Source organism: Pontivivens marinum (assembly GCF_900231835.1).
Lineage (GTDB): Bacteria > Pseudomonadota > Alphaproteobacteria > Rhodobacterales > Rhodobacteraceae > Pontivivens > Pontivivens marinum.
This window is the reverse complement of the sequence record NZ_OCTN01000001.1, coordinates 303,884-319,976: the sequence shown is the minus strand read 5'-3', so window position 1 is coordinate 319,976 and position 16,093 is coordinate 303,884. Positions and strand designations below refer to the sequence as shown.

Annotated in this window: 19 protein-coding genes; 11 read left to right on the top strand and 8 right to left on the bottom strand. The window is 58.9% G+C overall.

Annotated features, from left to right (window positions below; all coding sequences use genetic code 11):
- Positions 1-134 precede the first annotated feature (134 nt).
- Positions 135-1,739, bottom strand: a complete 1,605-nt coding sequence (locus CR254_RS01635; protein ID WP_097928062.1) for a phosphoenolpyruvate carboxykinase — start codon at positions 1,737-1,739, stop codon at positions 135-137.
- 300 nt (positions 1,740-2,039) lie between these two features.
- On the opposite strand from CR254_RS01635, the gene CR254_RS01630 reads away from it, so the two are divergent.
- Genes CR254_RS01630 through CR254_RS01605 form a run of 6 tightly spaced genes read left to right on the top strand, consistent with a single transcriptional unit; the run spans position 2,040 to position 6,437 of the window.
- Positions 2,040-2,738 (top strand): response regulator transcription factor, encoded by a 699-nt coding sequence (locus CR254_RS01630; protein ID WP_097928061.1) that lies wholly within the window; start codon positions 2,040-2,042, stop codon positions 2,736-2,738.
- Between the two features lie 28 nt (positions 2,739-2,766).
- On the top strand, positions 2,767-4,419 hold the full coding sequence (locus CR254_RS01625) for an ATP-binding protein (protein ID WP_180955854.1): 1,653 nt from the start codon (positions 2,767-2,769) through the stop codon (positions 4,417-4,419).
- Positions 4,416-4,841 (top strand): HPr kinase/phosphorylase, encoded by a 426-nt coding sequence (locus CR254_RS01620; RefSeq protein WP_097928059.1) that lies wholly within the window; start codon positions 4,416-4,418, stop codon positions 4,839-4,841. The genes CR254_RS01625 and CR254_RS01620 overlap by 4 nt, the downstream gene beginning before the upstream one ends.
- 3 nt (positions 4,842-4,844) lie before the next feature.
- On the top strand, positions 4,845-5,744 hold the full coding sequence (gene rapZ, locus CR254_RS01615) for an RNase adapter RapZ (RefSeq protein WP_097928058.1): 900 nt from the start codon (positions 4,845-4,847) through the stop codon (positions 5,742-5,744).
- A 9-nt stretch (positions 5,745-5,753) separates the two neighbouring features.
- Entirely contained in the window at positions 5,754-6,164 is a 411-nt protein-coding gene (locus CR254_RS01610; RefSeq protein WP_097928057.1) for a PTS sugar transporter subunit IIA, read from the top strand.
- A 6-nt stretch (positions 6,165-6,170) separates the two neighbouring features.
- The gene (locus CR254_RS01605) at positions 6,171-6,437 is read left to right on the top strand and encodes an HPr family phosphocarrier protein (RefSeq protein WP_097928056.1); all 267 of its coding nucleotides are present in this window, start codon (positions 6,171-6,173) and stop codon (positions 6,435-6,437) included.
- A 3-nt stretch (positions 6,438-6,440) separates the two neighbouring features.
- Here CR254_RS01605 and CR254_RS01600 read toward each other — a convergent pair whose 3' ends face one another.
- The 3 genes from CR254_RS01600 to CR254_RS01590 all read right to left on the bottom strand — a co-directional run bounded on the left by CR254_RS01600 (position 6,441) and on the right by CR254_RS01590 (position 8,650).
- Positions 6,441-7,010: a cytochrome b gene (locus CR254_RS01600; RefSeq protein WP_180955853.1), complete on the bottom strand. Its 570-nt coding sequence runs from the start codon at positions 7,008-7,010 to the stop codon at positions 6,441-6,443.
- Positions 7,011-7,061: 51 nt separating this feature from the next.
- Entirely contained in the window at positions 7,062-7,631 is a 570-nt protein-coding gene (locus CR254_RS01595; RefSeq protein ID WP_097928054.1) for a YceI family protein, read from the bottom strand.
- Positions 7,632-7,774: 143 nt separating this feature from the next.
- Positions 7,775-8,650, bottom strand: a complete 876-nt coding sequence (locus tag CR254_RS01590; protein ID WP_097928053.1) for a 3-hydroxybutyryl-CoA dehydrogenase — start codon at positions 8,648-8,650, stop codon at positions 7,775-7,777.
- 119 nt (positions 8,651-8,769) lie between these two features.
- On the opposite strand from CR254_RS01590, the gene CR254_RS01585 reads away from it, so the two are divergent.
- From CR254_RS01585 to CR254_RS01575, 3 genes are all read left to right on the top strand, one after another.
- Positions 8,770-9,612, top strand: a complete 843-nt coding sequence (locus CR254_RS01585) for a DUF6473 family protein (RefSeq protein ID WP_097928052.1) — start codon at positions 8,770-8,772, stop codon at positions 9,610-9,612.
- Between the two features lie 57 nt (positions 9,613-9,669).
- Complete coding sequence (locus CR254_RS01580) at positions 9,670-10,374, top strand: NYN domain-containing protein (RefSeq protein ID WP_097928051.1); 705 nt, start codon at positions 9,670-9,672, stop codon at positions 10,372-10,374.
- Between the two features lie 126 nt (positions 10,375-10,500).
- Complete coding sequence (locus CR254_RS01575) at positions 10,501-10,713, top strand: hypothetical protein (protein WP_097928050.1); 213 nt, start codon at positions 10,501-10,503, stop codon at positions 10,711-10,713.
- Positions 10,714-10,768: 55 nt separating this feature from the next.
- Here CR254_RS01575 and CR254_RS01570 read toward each other — a convergent pair whose 3' ends face one another.
- The 4 genes from CR254_RS01570 to CR254_RS01555 form a co-directional block, all read right to left on the bottom strand.
- Positions 10,769-11,698 carry an electron transfer flavoprotein subunit alpha/FixB family protein gene (locus CR254_RS01570; protein WP_097928049.1) on the bottom strand — a complete coding sequence of 310 codons (930 nt, stop codon included), beginning with the start codon at positions 11,696-11,698 and terminating at the stop codon, positions 10,769-10,771.
- A 1-nt stretch (position 11,699) separates the two neighbouring features.
- Complete coding sequence (locus CR254_RS01565; RefSeq protein ID WP_097928048.1) at positions 11,700-12,461, bottom strand: electron transfer flavoprotein subunit beta/FixA family protein; 762 nt, start codon at positions 12,459-12,461, stop codon at positions 11,700-11,702.
- A 180-nt stretch (positions 12,462-12,641) separates the two neighbouring features.
- Positions 12,642-13,214 carry a cob(I)yrinic acid a,c-diamide adenosyltransferase gene (locus CR254_RS01560; protein ID WP_097928047.1) on the bottom strand — a complete coding sequence of 191 codons (573 nt, stop codon included), beginning with the start codon at positions 13,212-13,214 and terminating at the stop codon, positions 12,642-12,644.
- A gap of 2 nt (positions 13,215-13,216) precedes the next feature.
- Complete coding sequence (locus CR254_RS01555; protein ID WP_342744456.1) at positions 13,217-13,399, bottom strand: twin transmembrane helix small protein; 183 nt, start codon at positions 13,397-13,399, stop codon at positions 13,217-13,219.
- Positions 13,400-13,528: 129 nt separating this feature from the next.
- Between CR254_RS01555 and CR254_RS01550 the strand changes: the two genes are divergently transcribed.
- Together CR254_RS01550 and parC are read left to right on the top strand one after the other, a co-directional pair.
- A complete protein-coding gene (locus CR254_RS01550) occupies positions 13,529-13,723 on the top strand; it encodes a mercury resistance system transport protein MerF (protein WP_097928045.1) in 195 nt (64 codons plus the stop codon).
- A 51-nt stretch (positions 13,724-13,774) separates the two neighbouring features.
- On the top strand, positions 13,775-16,075 hold the full coding sequence (gene parC / locus CR254_RS01545) for a DNA topoisomerase IV subunit A (RefSeq protein ID WP_097928044.1): 2,301 nt from the start codon (positions 13,775-13,777) through the stop codon (positions 16,073-16,075).
- Positions 16,076-16,093: the final 18 nt, after the last annotated feature.

The following is a 16,093-nucleotide window of genomic DNA, read 5'->3' as shown; positions in this document are numbered from 1 at the left end:
CAGCAGGATCAGGTCCGGTCAAGCGTTCACGCTGTCATGTTGCGCCCCGCAGGTGATGTTTGCGGTGCATCGGGGCGTGTACCGTCCATTGGGCAGGACGGGAACGGGCGCACCGGATAGCGCGCCCGTGAGTATTATGCTGCGGTAACGGCGATACGCATTACGTCGTCATCCACATGCGCCTCGTACTGGGCGAAGTTGTCGGCGAACATCGCCACCAGCTTGGCCGCTTGGGCGTCATAGGCTTCCTTGTCATCCCATGTGCGGCGCGGGTCCAGCAGCACGTCGGAAACGCCCTCAACCGCGACAGGAACGTCGAAGCCGAAATTGGCGTCCTTGCGGAATTCCACCTCGTTCAGGGTGCCTGTCAGGGCGGCGGTCAGAAGGGCGCGGGTGGCGCGGATTGGCATACGCGATCCGGTGCCATATGCGCCGCCGGTCCAGCCGGTATTGACCAGCCAGCAGGTTGCGCCATGGTCCGCGATCTTGTCCCGTAGCAATGCGCCATAGGCCTCTGGTCGACGGGGCATAAAGGGGGCGCCAAAGCAGGTGGAGAAGGTCGGTGACGGTTCGGTCACGCCCTTTTCTGTGCCTGCAACCTTGGACGTGAACCCGCTGAGGAAGTGGTACATCGCCTGTGCCGGTGTCAGACGCGCGATGGGGGGCAGTACGCCAAACGCATCACAGGTCAGCATCACGATATTGCGGGGCATACCGCCCAGCGATGTGTCGGATGCGTTCGAGATGTAGTTCAACGGATAGGCGCAACGCATGTTCGGCGTCAGGCTATCATCCTTGAAATCCAGCTCCTTGGTATGTTCGTCATAGACCATGTTTTCGATCACGGTGCCGAACATCTTGGTCGTGCCGTAGATTTCCGGCTCTGCCTCGGGGCTGAGGTCGATGGTCTTGGCGTAGCAGCCGCCCTCGAAGTTGAAGACGCCGTTATCGGACCAGCCATGTTCATCGTCACCGATCAGCGTGCGGGCCGGATCAGCGCTGAGCGTGGTTTTCCCGGTGCCCGACAGGCCAAAGAAGACAGCGACATCATCCGCGTCACCCGTCGCGTGGTTGGCCGAGCAGTGCATCGGCATCACGCCCTTTTCAGGCAGCAGATAGTTCAGCAGGGTAAAGACGCTTTTCTTGTTCTCACCCGCATAGGACGTGCCACCGATCAGGATGGTTTTCGTCTCGAAGCTCATCGCGATGACGGTTTCGGAACGACAGCCGTGACGCGCCGGATCCGCCTTGAACGTCGGGCAGTTCAGGATGGTGAATTCGGGGATGAAGCTTTCCAGCTCCTCCAGCTCGGGACGGCGCAGCAGGTGGCGGATGAACAGGTTATGCCATGCCAGTTCCGTCACGACGCGCACGTTCAGGCGATAATCAGGGTCCGCACCGGCGTACAGATCCTGTACGAACAGCTCTCCACCCTCGACATGCGCCAGCATGTCCGCATGCAAGCGGGCAAATGCCTCTGGATCCATGGGGGGGTTGTTGTCCCACCAAATGGTGTCCTTGACCGAAGGTTCCGCGACGACAAACTTATCCTTGGGCGAGCGACCGGTATGCTTGCCAGTGGAGACGAGAAATGCGCCGCCCTGACCGATCGTGCCTTCGTCACGTTTGACCGCTGCCTCGATGAGGGCGGGCTCCAGCAGGTTGTAGTGAACAGAGGCAACATTGGTGATGCCGCCCTGCGCGAGGGTGTGGTCTGGGTTGACCTTGCCAGTCTCCATTTTGGACTGTGCTCCTGAAGGTTGAGGCGCGCTAAAACCTTGGCGACGCGCCCCGCGTCTCTATCTGCATGATACCGCCGAAGGGCCAGTCCGGCAGCGCGTTCGCGCCTGCACCATGCGATGACACTTCCTCCTTACCCAGCAACTTTCAGTAATTCCAGTCCGCATTTTTTGGTATTTTATTCCGCAACCGCTTTGAATCGTGTCTAATGGCACTATGCCCAGCATTCGCGTGACACTGCCCCGCGCATAGTCGATAATCAGGTCTGGAAAACGCATGACAGTTCTGGGGGCGAGTATATGCAGCGCATTACCTTGGTTGATGATGACCGGAATATCCTGACCTCTGTATCAATGGTGCTGGAGGGTGAAGGCTTTGAAGTAACGACATTCTCGGATGGCGCGGCTGCTTTGCCTGCATTATCGCGCGGAGAGGCGGATATTGCCGTTCTGGACATCAAGATGCCCCGAATGGACGGAATGGAGCTGTTGCGCCGTTTGCGCCAGAAAAACGACATGCCGGTGATATTCCTGACATCCAAGGATGAGGAAATCGACGAGGTTCTGGGCCTGCGCATGGGCGCCGATGATTACGTGCGTAAGCCGTTTTCACAGCGCTTGTTATTGGAGCGTATCCGCGCCGTGCTGCGGCGTAGGGCCGCACGGATGGAGCCCGAGACCGAGGAAGACGCCGATACCATCATGCAGCGCGGTAAGCTGATGATGGATTCGCTGCGCCATACGGTCACGTGGGGCGGGCAATCGATATCCCTGACTGTCACCGAATTCCTGATCCTGGAGGCATTGGCGCAGCGCCCCGGTTTTGTGAAAAATCGCGATCAGTTGATGGACGCGGCCTATGACGATCAGGTCTATGTCGATGATCGTACCATCGACAGCCACATCAAGCGGGTCCGCAAGAAGTTCAAGCGCGTGGATGACAGCTTCTCCTCCATCGAAACGCTATATGGCGTTGGCTATCGCTATACCGAGGTCTGAATTGGGCAGGTGGCAACAGAGCAGACGATTGTCGCTGCCACGGTTAGAGCGTGGTCGCGGTCTGACCATCGGTGCACCGGGCGCGGCAAAGGATTCCGCGACCCTGGACGATCAGCTCTATTCCGCATCGCCAATTGCCCGCAAAATCGTGCTGTTCAACCTGCTGGCGCAGGCGGTCATGGTTATCGGCATCCTGTTCCTCAGCCAATATGAGCGTTCCTTGGTCGAACAGCGGGCACAGGGGCTAACCCGTGATGGATTGCTGATTGCGCGCACGGTTAGCAGTTTTGCCACCCAACAGGATCGTGCTGTGCTGGACAATGTCGCTGCGGATGGAATCGTGCAGGATGTCGGTGATCTGACCGGCGCGCGGGTGCGGCTGTTTGATGCGGATGGCGATCTGGTATCCGATACGCGCGGCACGTCCGAGCAGACCGTGCCCCAAGCGGCGGAGCAGCAGGGTGCCTCGGCGGGACAGGCGGCGGTCTATCTGTTTGACCTCGTGATCGACCGGATCGTTGCGTTGTTGCGACGGGTTGAGGATGCAGATCGGGCTGCGTTATCGCGTGAGGAGCTGGATGTCTTTATCGCGCAGTCGATGGGCGGAACTTCGCAGCAAATCGTGAATCGTGATGATACGGGCGATTACATCCTGTCGATCTCGATACCTGTGATTGCGCGGAATGAGCCTATCGGCGTGCTGGTTCTATCGACCCGCAGCGGTGATATTTCGCTGCTGGTGTCGAATGAACGGCGGCAGATGATGACCGTGTTTCTATTGGCGCTGACCGTGTCGATTGGTCTGTCGGTTGTGCTGGCAAATTCGATCGCGCGGCCATTGCGGGCGCTGGCCCGTGCGGCACAGCGGGCCAGCCGCTCAACCCGTGATATGGCGCCTGAACGTATTCACTTCCCCGATTTGACCGGTCGACCGGATGAGATCGGCAACCTGAGCCGCGCCCTGATTCTGATGACGCAGGCACTATATGAACGGATCGAGGCGAACGAGGAGTTCGCCGCCGATGTCGCGCATGAGATCAAGAATCCGCTGACCTCGCTGCGATCCGCCGTGGAGACGATGGAATATGCAAAGACGGACGAGCAACGGAAACGCCTGCTGGACGTGATTGCCAATGATGTGCAGCGTTTGGACCGGTTGGTCACGGATATTTCCAACGCATCGCGGCTGGATAGTGAGCTGGTGCGTGAGGAAATGGAGGCGTTCGACCTGAACCTGCTGATCGGGTCCTTGGTCGAGTATAACAGCGCCGAGGCCGCGAAGGTGGACGTGAAGCTAGTCGCGGATACGCCGGAACCTGCGGTGGTTGTTTCGGGGCTTGAGGGGCGTTTGGCACAGGTTTTCATCAACCTGATCACCAATGCAGTCAGCTTTACCCCCCCCGATGGCACTGTTTCCGTGCGTGTTTCGGTTGAGCGTGATCGGGCCATTATCGTGGTGTCTGATACGGGGCCGGGCATTCCGCCTGATAACCTGAAGGACGTGTTCAGCCGCTTCTACTCCGAGCGCCCGGGGCAGGAATTCGGGTCGCATAGCGGCTTGGGCTTGGCGATCTCGAAACAAATCGTCGAGGCGCATAATGGCCGGATCTTTGCGCGCAACATCCAGAATGCGCAGGGTGATGTAATGGGCGCGCAATTCACCGTCGAATTACCGATGTGAGCATCCATGGCTGCGTCATCTCTGGACCATCTCGCGCGGTTCTAATTCTGGGCGCGGCGGGTTCGGGCAAGAGCAGTTTGTCCCTGCACCTGCTGGCGCGTGGCGCACAGTTGGTTGCAGATGATCGAGTGGTTCTGGATGCGCAGCAGGGCCGCTTGATGGCCAGTGCTCCGTCATCGCTGCACGGGTTGATTGAGCTGCGTGGTATCGGAATCGGTCAAGTGACCCCGGCAGCCCCCGCCGCGCTGTCACTGGTGGTTGATCTGGATGTTGTGCCGTTGGAACGCCAGCCGCAGCCGTTGATGTGGCAGCATTCAGGCATCACTTTGCGGCGGATCGCGGGGCAGGGCGTCGCGCTGCTTCCCAGTTTTTTGGAATTATGGCTACGTAACCAAATCGATTTGATTGACGATATGGGGTGATTCATGACGGATAAAACGCATGAGGCAACGCCGCTGGTACTGGTAACAGGCCCATCCGGTGCGGGGCGCAGCACGGCGATTCGCGTGTTGGAGGATTTGCGGTTCGAGGTGATCGACAACCTGCCGCTCTCCTTGATCCAGCAGGTTGCGATTGGCGGTTCGGTCACGGGCCCCTTGGCCATTGGCGTTGACGTACGCACGCGGGGATTTTCGGCGAGCAATCTGCTGGATATCGTGTCGTGGATGCAGGATGAGCCGCGCGTGGCGGGGCAATTGCTATATCTCGATTGCTCGGAGGAGGTGCTGCTGCGCCGGTTTTCCGAAACACGCAGGCGTCACCCGCTGCATGATGAGGCAGCCCCCAGTGCCGTCGCGCGTGAGGTTGATTTGCTGCGCGGGCTAAAGGATCGCGCCGATATCCTGATCGATACCTCGGATTTATCGCCCCATGATCTAAAGGCGGAAATCGCGCAATGGTTCGGGCCGCAGGGCAGCACCGGCCTGTCGGTCAGCGTGCAGTCGTTTTCGTATAAGCGGGGGATTCCGCGCGGCTTGGACATGGTACTGGACTGTCGGTTTCTGCAAAATCCACACTGGCAACCGGCTCTGCGCGCATTGACGGGGCGCGATCAGGCGGTTGCGCACTATGTGCAGGCGGACCCGAACCATGATGCATTCGTCGCACAGGTGGGATCGCTGCTGGACCTGCTGATTCCGGCCTATCGGGCCGAGGGTAAAGCCTATTTCAGTCTGGGTTTCGGGTGTACCGGCGGGCAACACCGTTCTGTATATATGACAGAAGCAATCGCGAAACGCCTTGCAGAAGTCGGGACGCGGGTGTCTATTCGTCACAGGGAAATCGCCGGAATGACGACAACAGTCGCAGCTGGCACAGAAGGGTGAAACCCGGTTTTGATCGGTATTGTTATTGTAGCCCATGGTAGGCTCGCACAGGAATATCTAGCCGCGCTTGAACATGTTGTCGGGCCGCTGGAGGGTGTGCGTGCAATCTCCGTTGAGCCGAATGATCGGCTGGATACCTGTCAGGCCCAGATATGTCGTGCCTCCGAGGAGGTTAACGAGGGGCAGGGCGTGGTTCTGGTCACAGATATGTTCGGCTCCACCCCGTCCAACCTCGCGATGAAGGCCTGCACCCGCAACGGGATGGGCGTTTTATACGGCGCGAATATGCCTATGCTGGTGCAACTGGCCAAATCCCGACACCTGCCACGGCACGATGCGGTTACAGCGGCGGTTGATGCCGGACATCGCTATCTGGATGCCCGTGAGGGGCCATCCTATTCCCCTGCGGCTGCTTGCTGAGAACCCATGAAATTAACGCTCGATATTATCAACCGTAAGGGGCTGCATGCCCGCGCCTCTGCCAAGTTTGTGGAATGTGTCGAGGCACGCGACGCCACAGCCTCGGTCAGTCGCAATGGTGAAACAGTTTCCGGCGATTCGATTATGGGCCTGATGATGCTGGAGGGCGCGCAGGGTACCCAGATTCAGGTCGTCACCCACGGGCCGGAATCGGCCGCACTGGCCGATGATCTGACGAAACTACTGGCGGATAAGTTTGGTGAGGGCGAGTAGCCCTCAGCCGCCTGTCATCCGTTTCAGAATGTCATCCTTATCCACGAAGTGATGCTTTAGCGCGCCACCAACATGCGCCAGCAGGGTTAGTGCCAGAATAATCGCGGACCAATAGTGGATACCAGCGGCAAGGTTTTCGATCCACGCAACACCCGGAACCCATGGATCGGGCAGGATGAACCAGTTGAACACCTTGTTGTCGATGTTCAGCAGGTCCTGAATCGGGGCGGCGGCTGACATCACCCAACCGCTCAGCGGCATTAGGAAGATCATCAGATACAGCACTGCGTGGCTTAGATGCGCGGCGCCGATTTGCCATTTGGGCGTATCGGCTGGCAGGGTCGGACGCTTGGGGGACAGGGCCAGCCATATCACGCGGATCACGGCCAGGGCAAAGACCAGAAAACCCCAGCTTTTATGTGTCTGGGTCAATGCGAATTGTTCCAGCGGGTCGGCCACGAATTGGGTCATGTAGACCCCTAACCCCAGCGTCCACAGCAGGATGCCCGCCGTTGCCCAATGGATCAGGCGTGTGGGGATACCCCAGCGGCGTGTTGAGTTCATCACTTGCATCATGGCCTCCTGCGGCGGTTCGGGGCGGGATGTACCGCCCCGATCACGTCATTATTGCGACGTCAGTTCCAGATTCACAGTGACAGGGATCACAGCGGGAATAACTGGCGCGCCAAAGCCCATGCCAAAGGCGGTGCGGTCGATTTCACCGGTGGCAGTGAAGCCTGCGATTTGCATGTCAGGGTTGAACGGGAATGGTCCCAACTGGTTCAGCGTTGCCGCGAAAACAATCTCTTGGGTCTGGCCTAGCAATGTCAGATCGCCGGTCACATCGGCAGTATTCTCACCTGTTTCGGTAACGGAGGTGGAGACGAAGGTGATTTGCGGATGCTCACCTGTGTTCAGGAAGTTCTCACCGTTCAGGTGGCCGTCACGCTCGGCCCAGCCAGTGTCGATACTGGTGGCGTCGATGGTAAAGGAAACTTCGGTTGCTTCGATATTGTCAGGGTCAAAGCTGACGACCGGCTCAATGGTGTTAAAGCGGCCGTTCAGCGTGGAATAGCCCAGATGGCTGACCTCAAACGTGACGGAGGTGTGCGACGGGTCAACCTGCCACTCAGCAAAGGCCGCGAGCGGCGCGAGGGTCAGGGCGGAGGCAAGAACAATGGTGCGCAAAGTCATGGGATATCCTTATGTTTGCGTTATCTGTCCCCCACAGATGGCACATCGCTGTCGGAATGCACCCGTGAATCGACCCAACAAATTGTCACGAAAACGAGAACAATCACGCTTTCGTGAGATTTCTGTTGCGCAAAGTCGTGCAATTAGCGGGTCGGAACGGGGAACTCGCCGCGATAATCGTAAAAGCCACGATCGGTCTTGCGGCCCAGCCATCCGGCCTCAACATATTTGGTCAACAGCGGGCAGGGGCGATATTTGGTATCGGCCAATCCGTCATGCAGCACGTTCATAATGGCAAGGCAGGTATCCAGACCGATAAAATCAGCCAGCTCCAGCGGACCCATCGGGTGGTTGGCGCCCAGTTTCAGCGAGGTATCGATGCTTTTGACCGAACCTACGCCCTCATACAGGGTATAGATCGCCTCGTTAATCATCGGCATCAGGATGCGGTTCACGATGAAGGCGGGGAAATCCTCCGCACTGGCCGAGGTTTTGCCCAGCTTGGCCACCACAGCCTCCAACGCATCATAGGTGGCGCTGTCAGTGGCAATGCCGCGGATCAGCTCAACCAACTGCATCACCGGCACTGGGTTCATAAAGTGGAAGCCCATGAACCGCTCGGGCCGGTCGGTTTGCGAGGCGAGCCGCGTGATCGAGATGGACGACGTGTTCGAGGTCAGAATGGTTTGCGGCCCCAGATGCGGCAGTAGCTCTGCAAAGATCGCGTGCTTCACGACCTCCTTTTCGGTCGCGGCCTCGATAATCAGGTCCAGTTTGCCCAGATCGGTCAGGGTTGGGGTGGTGGAAATACGCGCCATTGCGGCGTCGCGCTCAGCCTCGGTCAGTTTTGCGCGCCCAACCTGACGGTCAAGGTTCTGCGCGATCTTTTCGACCGAAGCGGTCAGCGCATCCTGCGAGATGTCGGTCATCGTTACGTCGAATCCGGCAAGGGCAAAAACATGCGCGATCCCGTTGCCCATCTGCCCGGCGCCCACGACGCCAACTGTTCTGATATCCATCTCGAAACCCTCACGTGTTGCAGCGCGACAATAGGCTTGTCCGTGCATTGTCCGCAAGATGTTGAGGAATTGTTCAGACCTGTGCCTTAGCCCGAAAGGAAGCTGTAGAGGATTTGAGCATGAGCTTTCAGTCGGTTCTGACAACGGGTGTGGATTATCAGGAATATCGCTGGGGGCGTGCGCGACAGGTGTTTCGGGGACCAAAGCCGGACCTGCGCCGCCCCTACGTTGCCTGCATCGGCGGGTCCGAGACATATGGCAGATTCGCTCGTGAGCCATGGCCGCAGCAGCTAGATGCGCAGCTCGGGCACACCTGCGCGAATTGGGGCACCCCCGGCGCGGGGGCAAGTTTTTACCTCAAGGACCCTGTGGTGCTGGAAGCATGCTCGAACGCGCGGGCCTGTGTGATCTCGATAATGGGGGCGCATGTCGTGTCTAACAGGTTGTATTCAGTGTATAACCGCCGAAATCTGCGATTGCGCACGATCAGCCCGATGATGCAGGCCCTGTATCCGGAGGTGGAGTTCGACCAATACCGCTTCGTTCACAATATGCTCGCAGCTCTGTATCGGATCAGCCCGCAACGCTTCGCCGTGGTGGAACTGGAAATGCGGCAGGCGTGGCTGGCGCGAATGACTGAATTGCTGGCGGATATCGAAACGCGCAAAATCCTGTTCTGGTTCTCTGACACATCACCGGATGAGGCAGGCCGCATGCAACCACTGGCCGCGCGCGATCTGCTGCCATCATTCGTTGATCGTGAGATGATTGATGCGCTGCGCCCGCATGCGGACATTTATGTCGAATATGTCGCATCCAGTGACGCCGCAAACGGCCCGCGTATTCCGGGGCGCAGGCCGCCACAGGTTGCGCGGAGAAGCCCGTCGCATATCATGCATGTGGAGGGGGCAGAGTTGCTATCAAACCCCGTTTCGCGCCTGCTAGGATTGTCCATGATGTAGATTGCTTTGGCGCGTCGGTGGGCTACCTCAGCTAAAACCCACGAAAGGTGCCGCAACATGCAAAACTCGCTCAAACTGGCCGTCCTGATCGACGCGGATAATACCAACCACAATGTCGCGCAGGCGCTGTTTGACGAGATTGCCCGACTGGGTGAGGCGAATGTGCGCCGCATCTATGGCGATTACACCCGTTCTGAAATGCAGGGCTGGGAAAAGAAGCTGGCCACCCACGCGTTGATCCCCACACATCAACCCGCCTATGTGAAGGGTAAGAATGCCTCAGATATCACCATGGTGATTGATGCGATGGACCTGCTGCATAAGGGGAATGTGGACGGTTTTTGCCTCGTCTCCTCAGATAGTGATTTCACGCGCCTTGCCCAGCGGATCAAGGAGGAGGGCGCGGTTGTGTACGGTTTTGGCGAACAAAAAACGCCCGAGGCATTTCGCGCCGCCTGCACGCGGTTCATCTATAATGAAAACCTCATGAACGGCTCCCCCGATGCGGAGGCCCCGGATCGGCGGAAAACCCAACCACCCGCCGCGGCGGTGCCGATCCTGCGATCCGCGATTGCGGAGCTGGAGGGCGATGATGATTGGGTGTCGCTGGGTGTGCTGGGCCAGCGGATCAACAATGCGCGCCCTGATTTCGATGCGCGAACCTATGGCTGCTCTAGCCTGTCCAAGCTGGTTGAGAAATGCGGTGCCTTCGATCTTAGCCGTGATGCGGGCAATCGGGTGATCGTGCGGCGCAAGGATTGACGATCAACTATTGTTTCGGCTCTAGCACGGTCACGGCCGCGTGAACATCTATTCAGATAGCCCTCGCACAACGCATCGGACGGGTTCGATTCGCGGGAAATTCTGCGTGGGACTGGGTGTAGTAAGATGTTTCATGATCGTTTTGATGGTGTGCTGATGTCTGTGTTCATCAGTATCGAATTTGCCGTGATGTTCGGCGCATCGGCATGGGTTGTCGGTGATTTGGCGGGCCTGTCCATGCCAATGCATTGGGTGGCTCTGGCCTTTGCTGCGGCGCTGACAACTGCGCTGCTTCGGCCAATTTGGCGCCGGATGTTGGCTCCCGCAAGCGGGCGCTGAAATGAAAAACGGGGCGCCGATGGGGCGCCCCGCTTCTATCTAGAACTCGGTTCGATTAGCCGAGAGCTTTTTCAAGCTCGGGGACGGCGTCGAACAGGTCGGCAACCAGACCGTAATCGGCAACCTGGAAGATTGGTGCCTCTTCGTCCTTGTTGATCGCGACGATGACCTTGGAATCCTTCATACCGGCAAGGTGCTGGATCGCGCCGGAAATGCCGACTGCGATGTACAGGTCCGGTGCCACAACCTTACCGGTCTGACCAACCTGCCAATCGTTCGGTGCATAGCCCGAATCGACCGCCGCGCGGGATGCGCCAACTGCGGCGCCCATCACGTCTGCCAGTTTTTCGATGATCGCGAAGTTTTCCTCGGAGCCGACACCACGGCCGCCGGAAACAACGATTTTCGCGGAGGTCAGGTCAGGGCGATCGCTCTCCTCAACCTTATCCTCAACCCAAGTTGACAGGGCCGGATCAGCGGCTGCTGCTGCGTCCTCAACGGATGCGGAACCTCCCTCACCAGCAGCATCGAAGGATGCTGTGCGGATGGTCATGACCTTTTTCGCGTCGCTGGACTTTACAGTCTGGATCGCGTTGCCGGCATAGATCGGGCGCTCAAACGTGTCGCCGTCAACAATCCCCATAACTTCGGAGATGACCATAACGTCGAGCAGGGCAGCCACGCGGGGCAGCACGTTTTTCGCGTTTGCGGTCGAGGCTGCAACGATGTGCTCGAAATCACCCGCGATGCCGGCAACCAGAGCGGCAACAGGCTCGGCCAGATAGTTGGCGAGCGAGGCGTCGGACACGGCCAGCACCTTTGCCACGCCGTCCAGTTTCGCGGCGGCTGCGGCGGCATCGCCAACATTGTCGCCCGCGACCAGAACGGTCACGTCGCCCAGCTTGGATGCTGCGGTCAGTGCCTTGGCTGTCGCGTCCTGCTGGAACACGTTGCCGGTCATTTCTGCCAGAAGAAGAACGGCCATATCAGATCACTCCCGCTTCGTTTTTCAGTTTGCCGACCAGTTCCTCAACGGAGCTGACCATAACACCTGCTGCCCGCTCAGGCGGCTCGGAGGTTTTGACGACGCTCAAACGGGGGGAGACATCGACGCCGTAATCGGCAGGTGTCTTTTCCTCGAGCGGCTTTTTCTTCGCCTTCATGATGTTTGGCAGCGAGGCGTAGCGAGGCTCGTTCAAACGCAGATCGACGGTCACGATGGCGGGCATCTTGACCTTGATTGTCTGAAGGCCGCCGTCAACTTCGCGGGTTACGACGGCGTTATCGCCCTCGATTGCCAGCTCGGATGCGAATGTTGCCTGCGACCAACCCAGCAGCGCGGACAGCATCTGACCGGTTGCGTTCATGTCGTTATCGATCGCCTGCTTGCCTGCGATGACCAGACCGGGCTGTTCCTCGGCCACCACTGCGGCCAGCAATTTGGCAACGGCGAGGGGTTCGATATCGGTGTGAACATCATCTGCTGCGTTGATCAGGATCGCGCGATCAGCACCCATGGCGAGGGCGGTGCGCAGCGTTTCCTGCGACTGCTTAACGCCGATGGAGACGACGACGATTTCCTCGGCCGCGCCCTTTTCACGTAGGCGAATTGCCTCTTCGACGGCAATCTCGTCAAAGGGGTTCATCGACATTTTTACGTTAGCCAGATCGACGCCGCTTCCATCCGCCTTCACACGGACTTTCACGTTATAGTCGATCACGCGCTTGACCGGTACCAGGACCTTCATTGCGTCTCTCCACTGCTATGGCCGGAATATCCGGCGAGTCTTTCGTTGCCATGTCTAACGGGGCTAGCGCCGTCCGACCATGGGAAATGCGACGTTTTCATGCGCGGTTGCGCACGAATATGTCGCGATGGTTTCTGATATGTCGCGCTGGTTTCCGAACGGGTCAATTTCGACGTCGCGTCAGCGATTCGCGCCGGGAACCCATAAAACATCGTCGCGCCCGTCATCATTTGCGATGCGGCCCGCGACGAAAAACCAATCGCTCAGGCGGTTCAGGTACTTTACCGCGTTGGGGTTCACGCCCTCATGGGTGGAAAGCTCCACCACCAGCCGTTCCGCGCGGCGCGTGACGGTGCGACACATGTGCATCTGCGCGGCCAGGGCGGACCCACCAGGCAGGATAAAGCTGCGCAACGGTTCCAAGCGGGGATTCATCGCATCGATCTCACGCTCCAACCGGTCAACCTGTTCGGCAACCATGCGCAGGGGCGGGTATTCGCGTTCGTCGTCCTGCTCCATGTCCGGCGTGCACAAATCAGCGCCCAGATCGAACAGGTCGTTCTGGATCGCGGCCAGCATCACATCCATGTCGCCCTCGGCCACTTGCCGCGCCAAGCCGACGGTGGCGTTCACCTCATCCACGGTGCCATAGGCGTTTACGCGTTCGGAATGTTTTGCCACCCGCGCGCCGTTGCCCAATGCGGTCTGACCGGAATCGCCGGTTCGGGTGTAAATCTTGTTGAGTACAACCATGTTTAGCCCCCCTGCTTTGCCAGCCAGATGCCACCAACGATGACAATCACCGCGATGAATTGCATCAAAATCCGCAGGCGCATGATTTTGTTGGCATATTTCTTATTGAATTCGCCGCCTTTGGCAAAGCCACCGACGCCGATGAGAAGGACGACAAGTACCGCCAAGCAGGCAATGCCGATCACGTAGAGTAAGGGTCCCTGTACCATACTCCATCAGTTAGCTTTCCCGCGCCAAACTGCAAAGGGACATCGCGTCGCGGGGGTGAAATTGTGGCTCTGGGCATAGGGGGCAGGGCGGGTTAGGGTTCGCATATGAACAAGAAACTGATGACCTATGCCAGTATTGGTGCTGCCACCGCCGCGATCCTCAGCTTTACGCCGCTGGGCGTTATGGGCATGGCCGCAATCGGGCTGGGTGCAATTGCGGGTTATATCGACCTGATCCTGCTGCCTGCATTGTTCATCTGTGTGATTCTGATCGGGTATGCGCGCTCCGGCTCTGCATGATCGTGGCGTTTGGCACTTTACCGTTTCGCGGGGCCGCCCTACACATTTGCTATGGCTGACATTGACGACACGACCGACGACCCGAACGGGCATATCACATCCGAGCCTTTGGCGCGGGCGATTGGTGACCGTTATCTGCAATATGCGTTGAGCACGATCATGCATCGGGCACTGCCTGATGCGCGGGACGGGTTAAAACCTGTGCACCGCCGGATTCTGTTCGCCATGCGCGGGTTGCGTCTGGACCCGAACGGCGCGTTCCGAAAATGCGCCAAGATCGTGGGTGAGGTGATGGGTAACTATCACCCCCATGGCGACCAATCGATTTACGACGCGCTGGCCCGCTTGGCGCAGGATTTCAACGTCCGCTATCCTATGGTGGACGGGCAGGGGAACTTCGGCAACGTGGATGGCGATAACCCCGCCGCTCAACGATATACCGAGGCCCGCCTGACCGCCGCCGCCGTCGCGATGATGGAGGGCTTGGCCGAGAACGCCGTTGATTTCCGCCCCAATTATGACGGGTCCGAGAGCGAGCCGGAGGTTCTGCCTGCGTCCTTCCCGAACCTGCTGGCCAACGGCTCGTCCGGTATTGCGGTGGGCATGGCGACCAACATTCCGCCCCACAACGTGGCCGAGGTGATCGACGCCGCGCTATACCTGATCAAAACGCCCAATGCCGGTGTTGAGAAGCTGGTCGAATTCATCCCCGGCCCTGATTTCCCGACAGGCGGCACGATTGTCGAACCCCCCGCCGCCATTCGTGAGGCATATGCCACCGGTCGCGGTGCCTTCCGCCTGCGCGCTGTTTGGCAGGTTGAGGAACTGGGCCGTGGAACGTGGCAGATCGTTGTCACGGAAATCCCCTATCAGGTTCAGAAATCCAAATTGATTGAGCGTGTGGCGGAGCTGATTAACTCCAAAAAACTGCCGATCCTTGCCGATATTCGCGATGAGAGCGCCGAGGATATCCGCATCGTTCTGGAGCCTCGGGCCAAGACGGTGGACGCTGCCACCCTGATGGAGGCGCTGTTCAAGCAATCCGATCTGGAGACGCGATTCTCGCTGAACATGAACGTCCTGATTGACGGGCGCACGCCACAGGTATGCAGCTTGCGCGACGTTTTGCGGGCCTATCTGGACCACCAGCGCGACGTGTTGCAACGCCGCTCACAGCACCGGTTGGAGAAGATCGACCGTCGGCTTGAGGTGCTTGAGGGCTATATCATCGCCTTCCTCAACCTTGATCGGGTGATTGAGATTATCCGCTACGAGGATGAGCCGAAAACGGTCATGATGGCCGAATTCGCGCTGACCGACGTACAGGCCGAGGCGATCCTGAATATGCGGCTACGCTCCCTGCGTAAGCTGGAGGAGATGGAACTGCGCAATGAGCGTGACGCGCTGATCGCGGAACGTGCGGGGCTGGAGGCTCTGCTTGCCTCCGAGGATCTGCAATGGTCCAAAATCGCGGAACAATTGCGCGAAACACGCAAGGCATTTGGCGCGCCACCTAAATATAAGGGCCTGACCGCCGCCGAAAGCCTGGCTGATATGAAGCGGGCCGATGGCGATGATTACCCCGTGGGCGCGCGCCGCACCGGTTTCGCAGATGCGCCGGAGACGACAGAAATCCCGCTGGAGGCCATGATAGATCGTGAGCCGATCACGGTTGTCTGCTCCGAAATGGGCTGGATTCGCGCGATGAAGGGGCACATCGCCCTCGACACCGAAATGAAGTTCAAGGACGGCGACGGCCCGCGCTTTATCTTCCACGCGGAAACCACCGACCGCCTGATTATGTTCGGCACGAATGGACGGTTCTACACCCTGTCCGCCGCGACGCTGCCGGGTGGGCGCGGAATGGGGGAACCTGTGCGCCTGATGGTGGACCTGCCAAACGAGGCGGAGGCGCTGGCGCTGTTCAAACATGACCCAGCACGCAAGCTGCTGGTCGCGTCGTCAGCCGGTGACGGTTTCGTCGTGCCGGAGGCTGAGGTGATTGCCCAAACCCGTTCGGGCAAACAGGTTCTGAACGTCCGCGATGCCAAGGCGATTGTGTGCAAACCGATATCGGGTGACCACGTGGCCGTCGTCGGTGAAAACCGCAAGGTTCTGGTATTCTCGCTTGAGGAATTGCCAGAAATGACCCGCGGTAAGGGCGTTCGCCTGCAAAAGTACAAGGATGGCGGTTTGTCCGATGCCACCACCTTTACCCTGACCGATGGTTTGCAGTGGAAGGAAAGCGGCGGACGCAACCGCACGCAATCCGATCTGGGCGACTGGATGGGCAAACGCGCAGGCACGGGCCGCATGGCCCCCCGAGGGTTCCCACGCGATAACCGGTTCTGAGGACCACAACCAACGAGG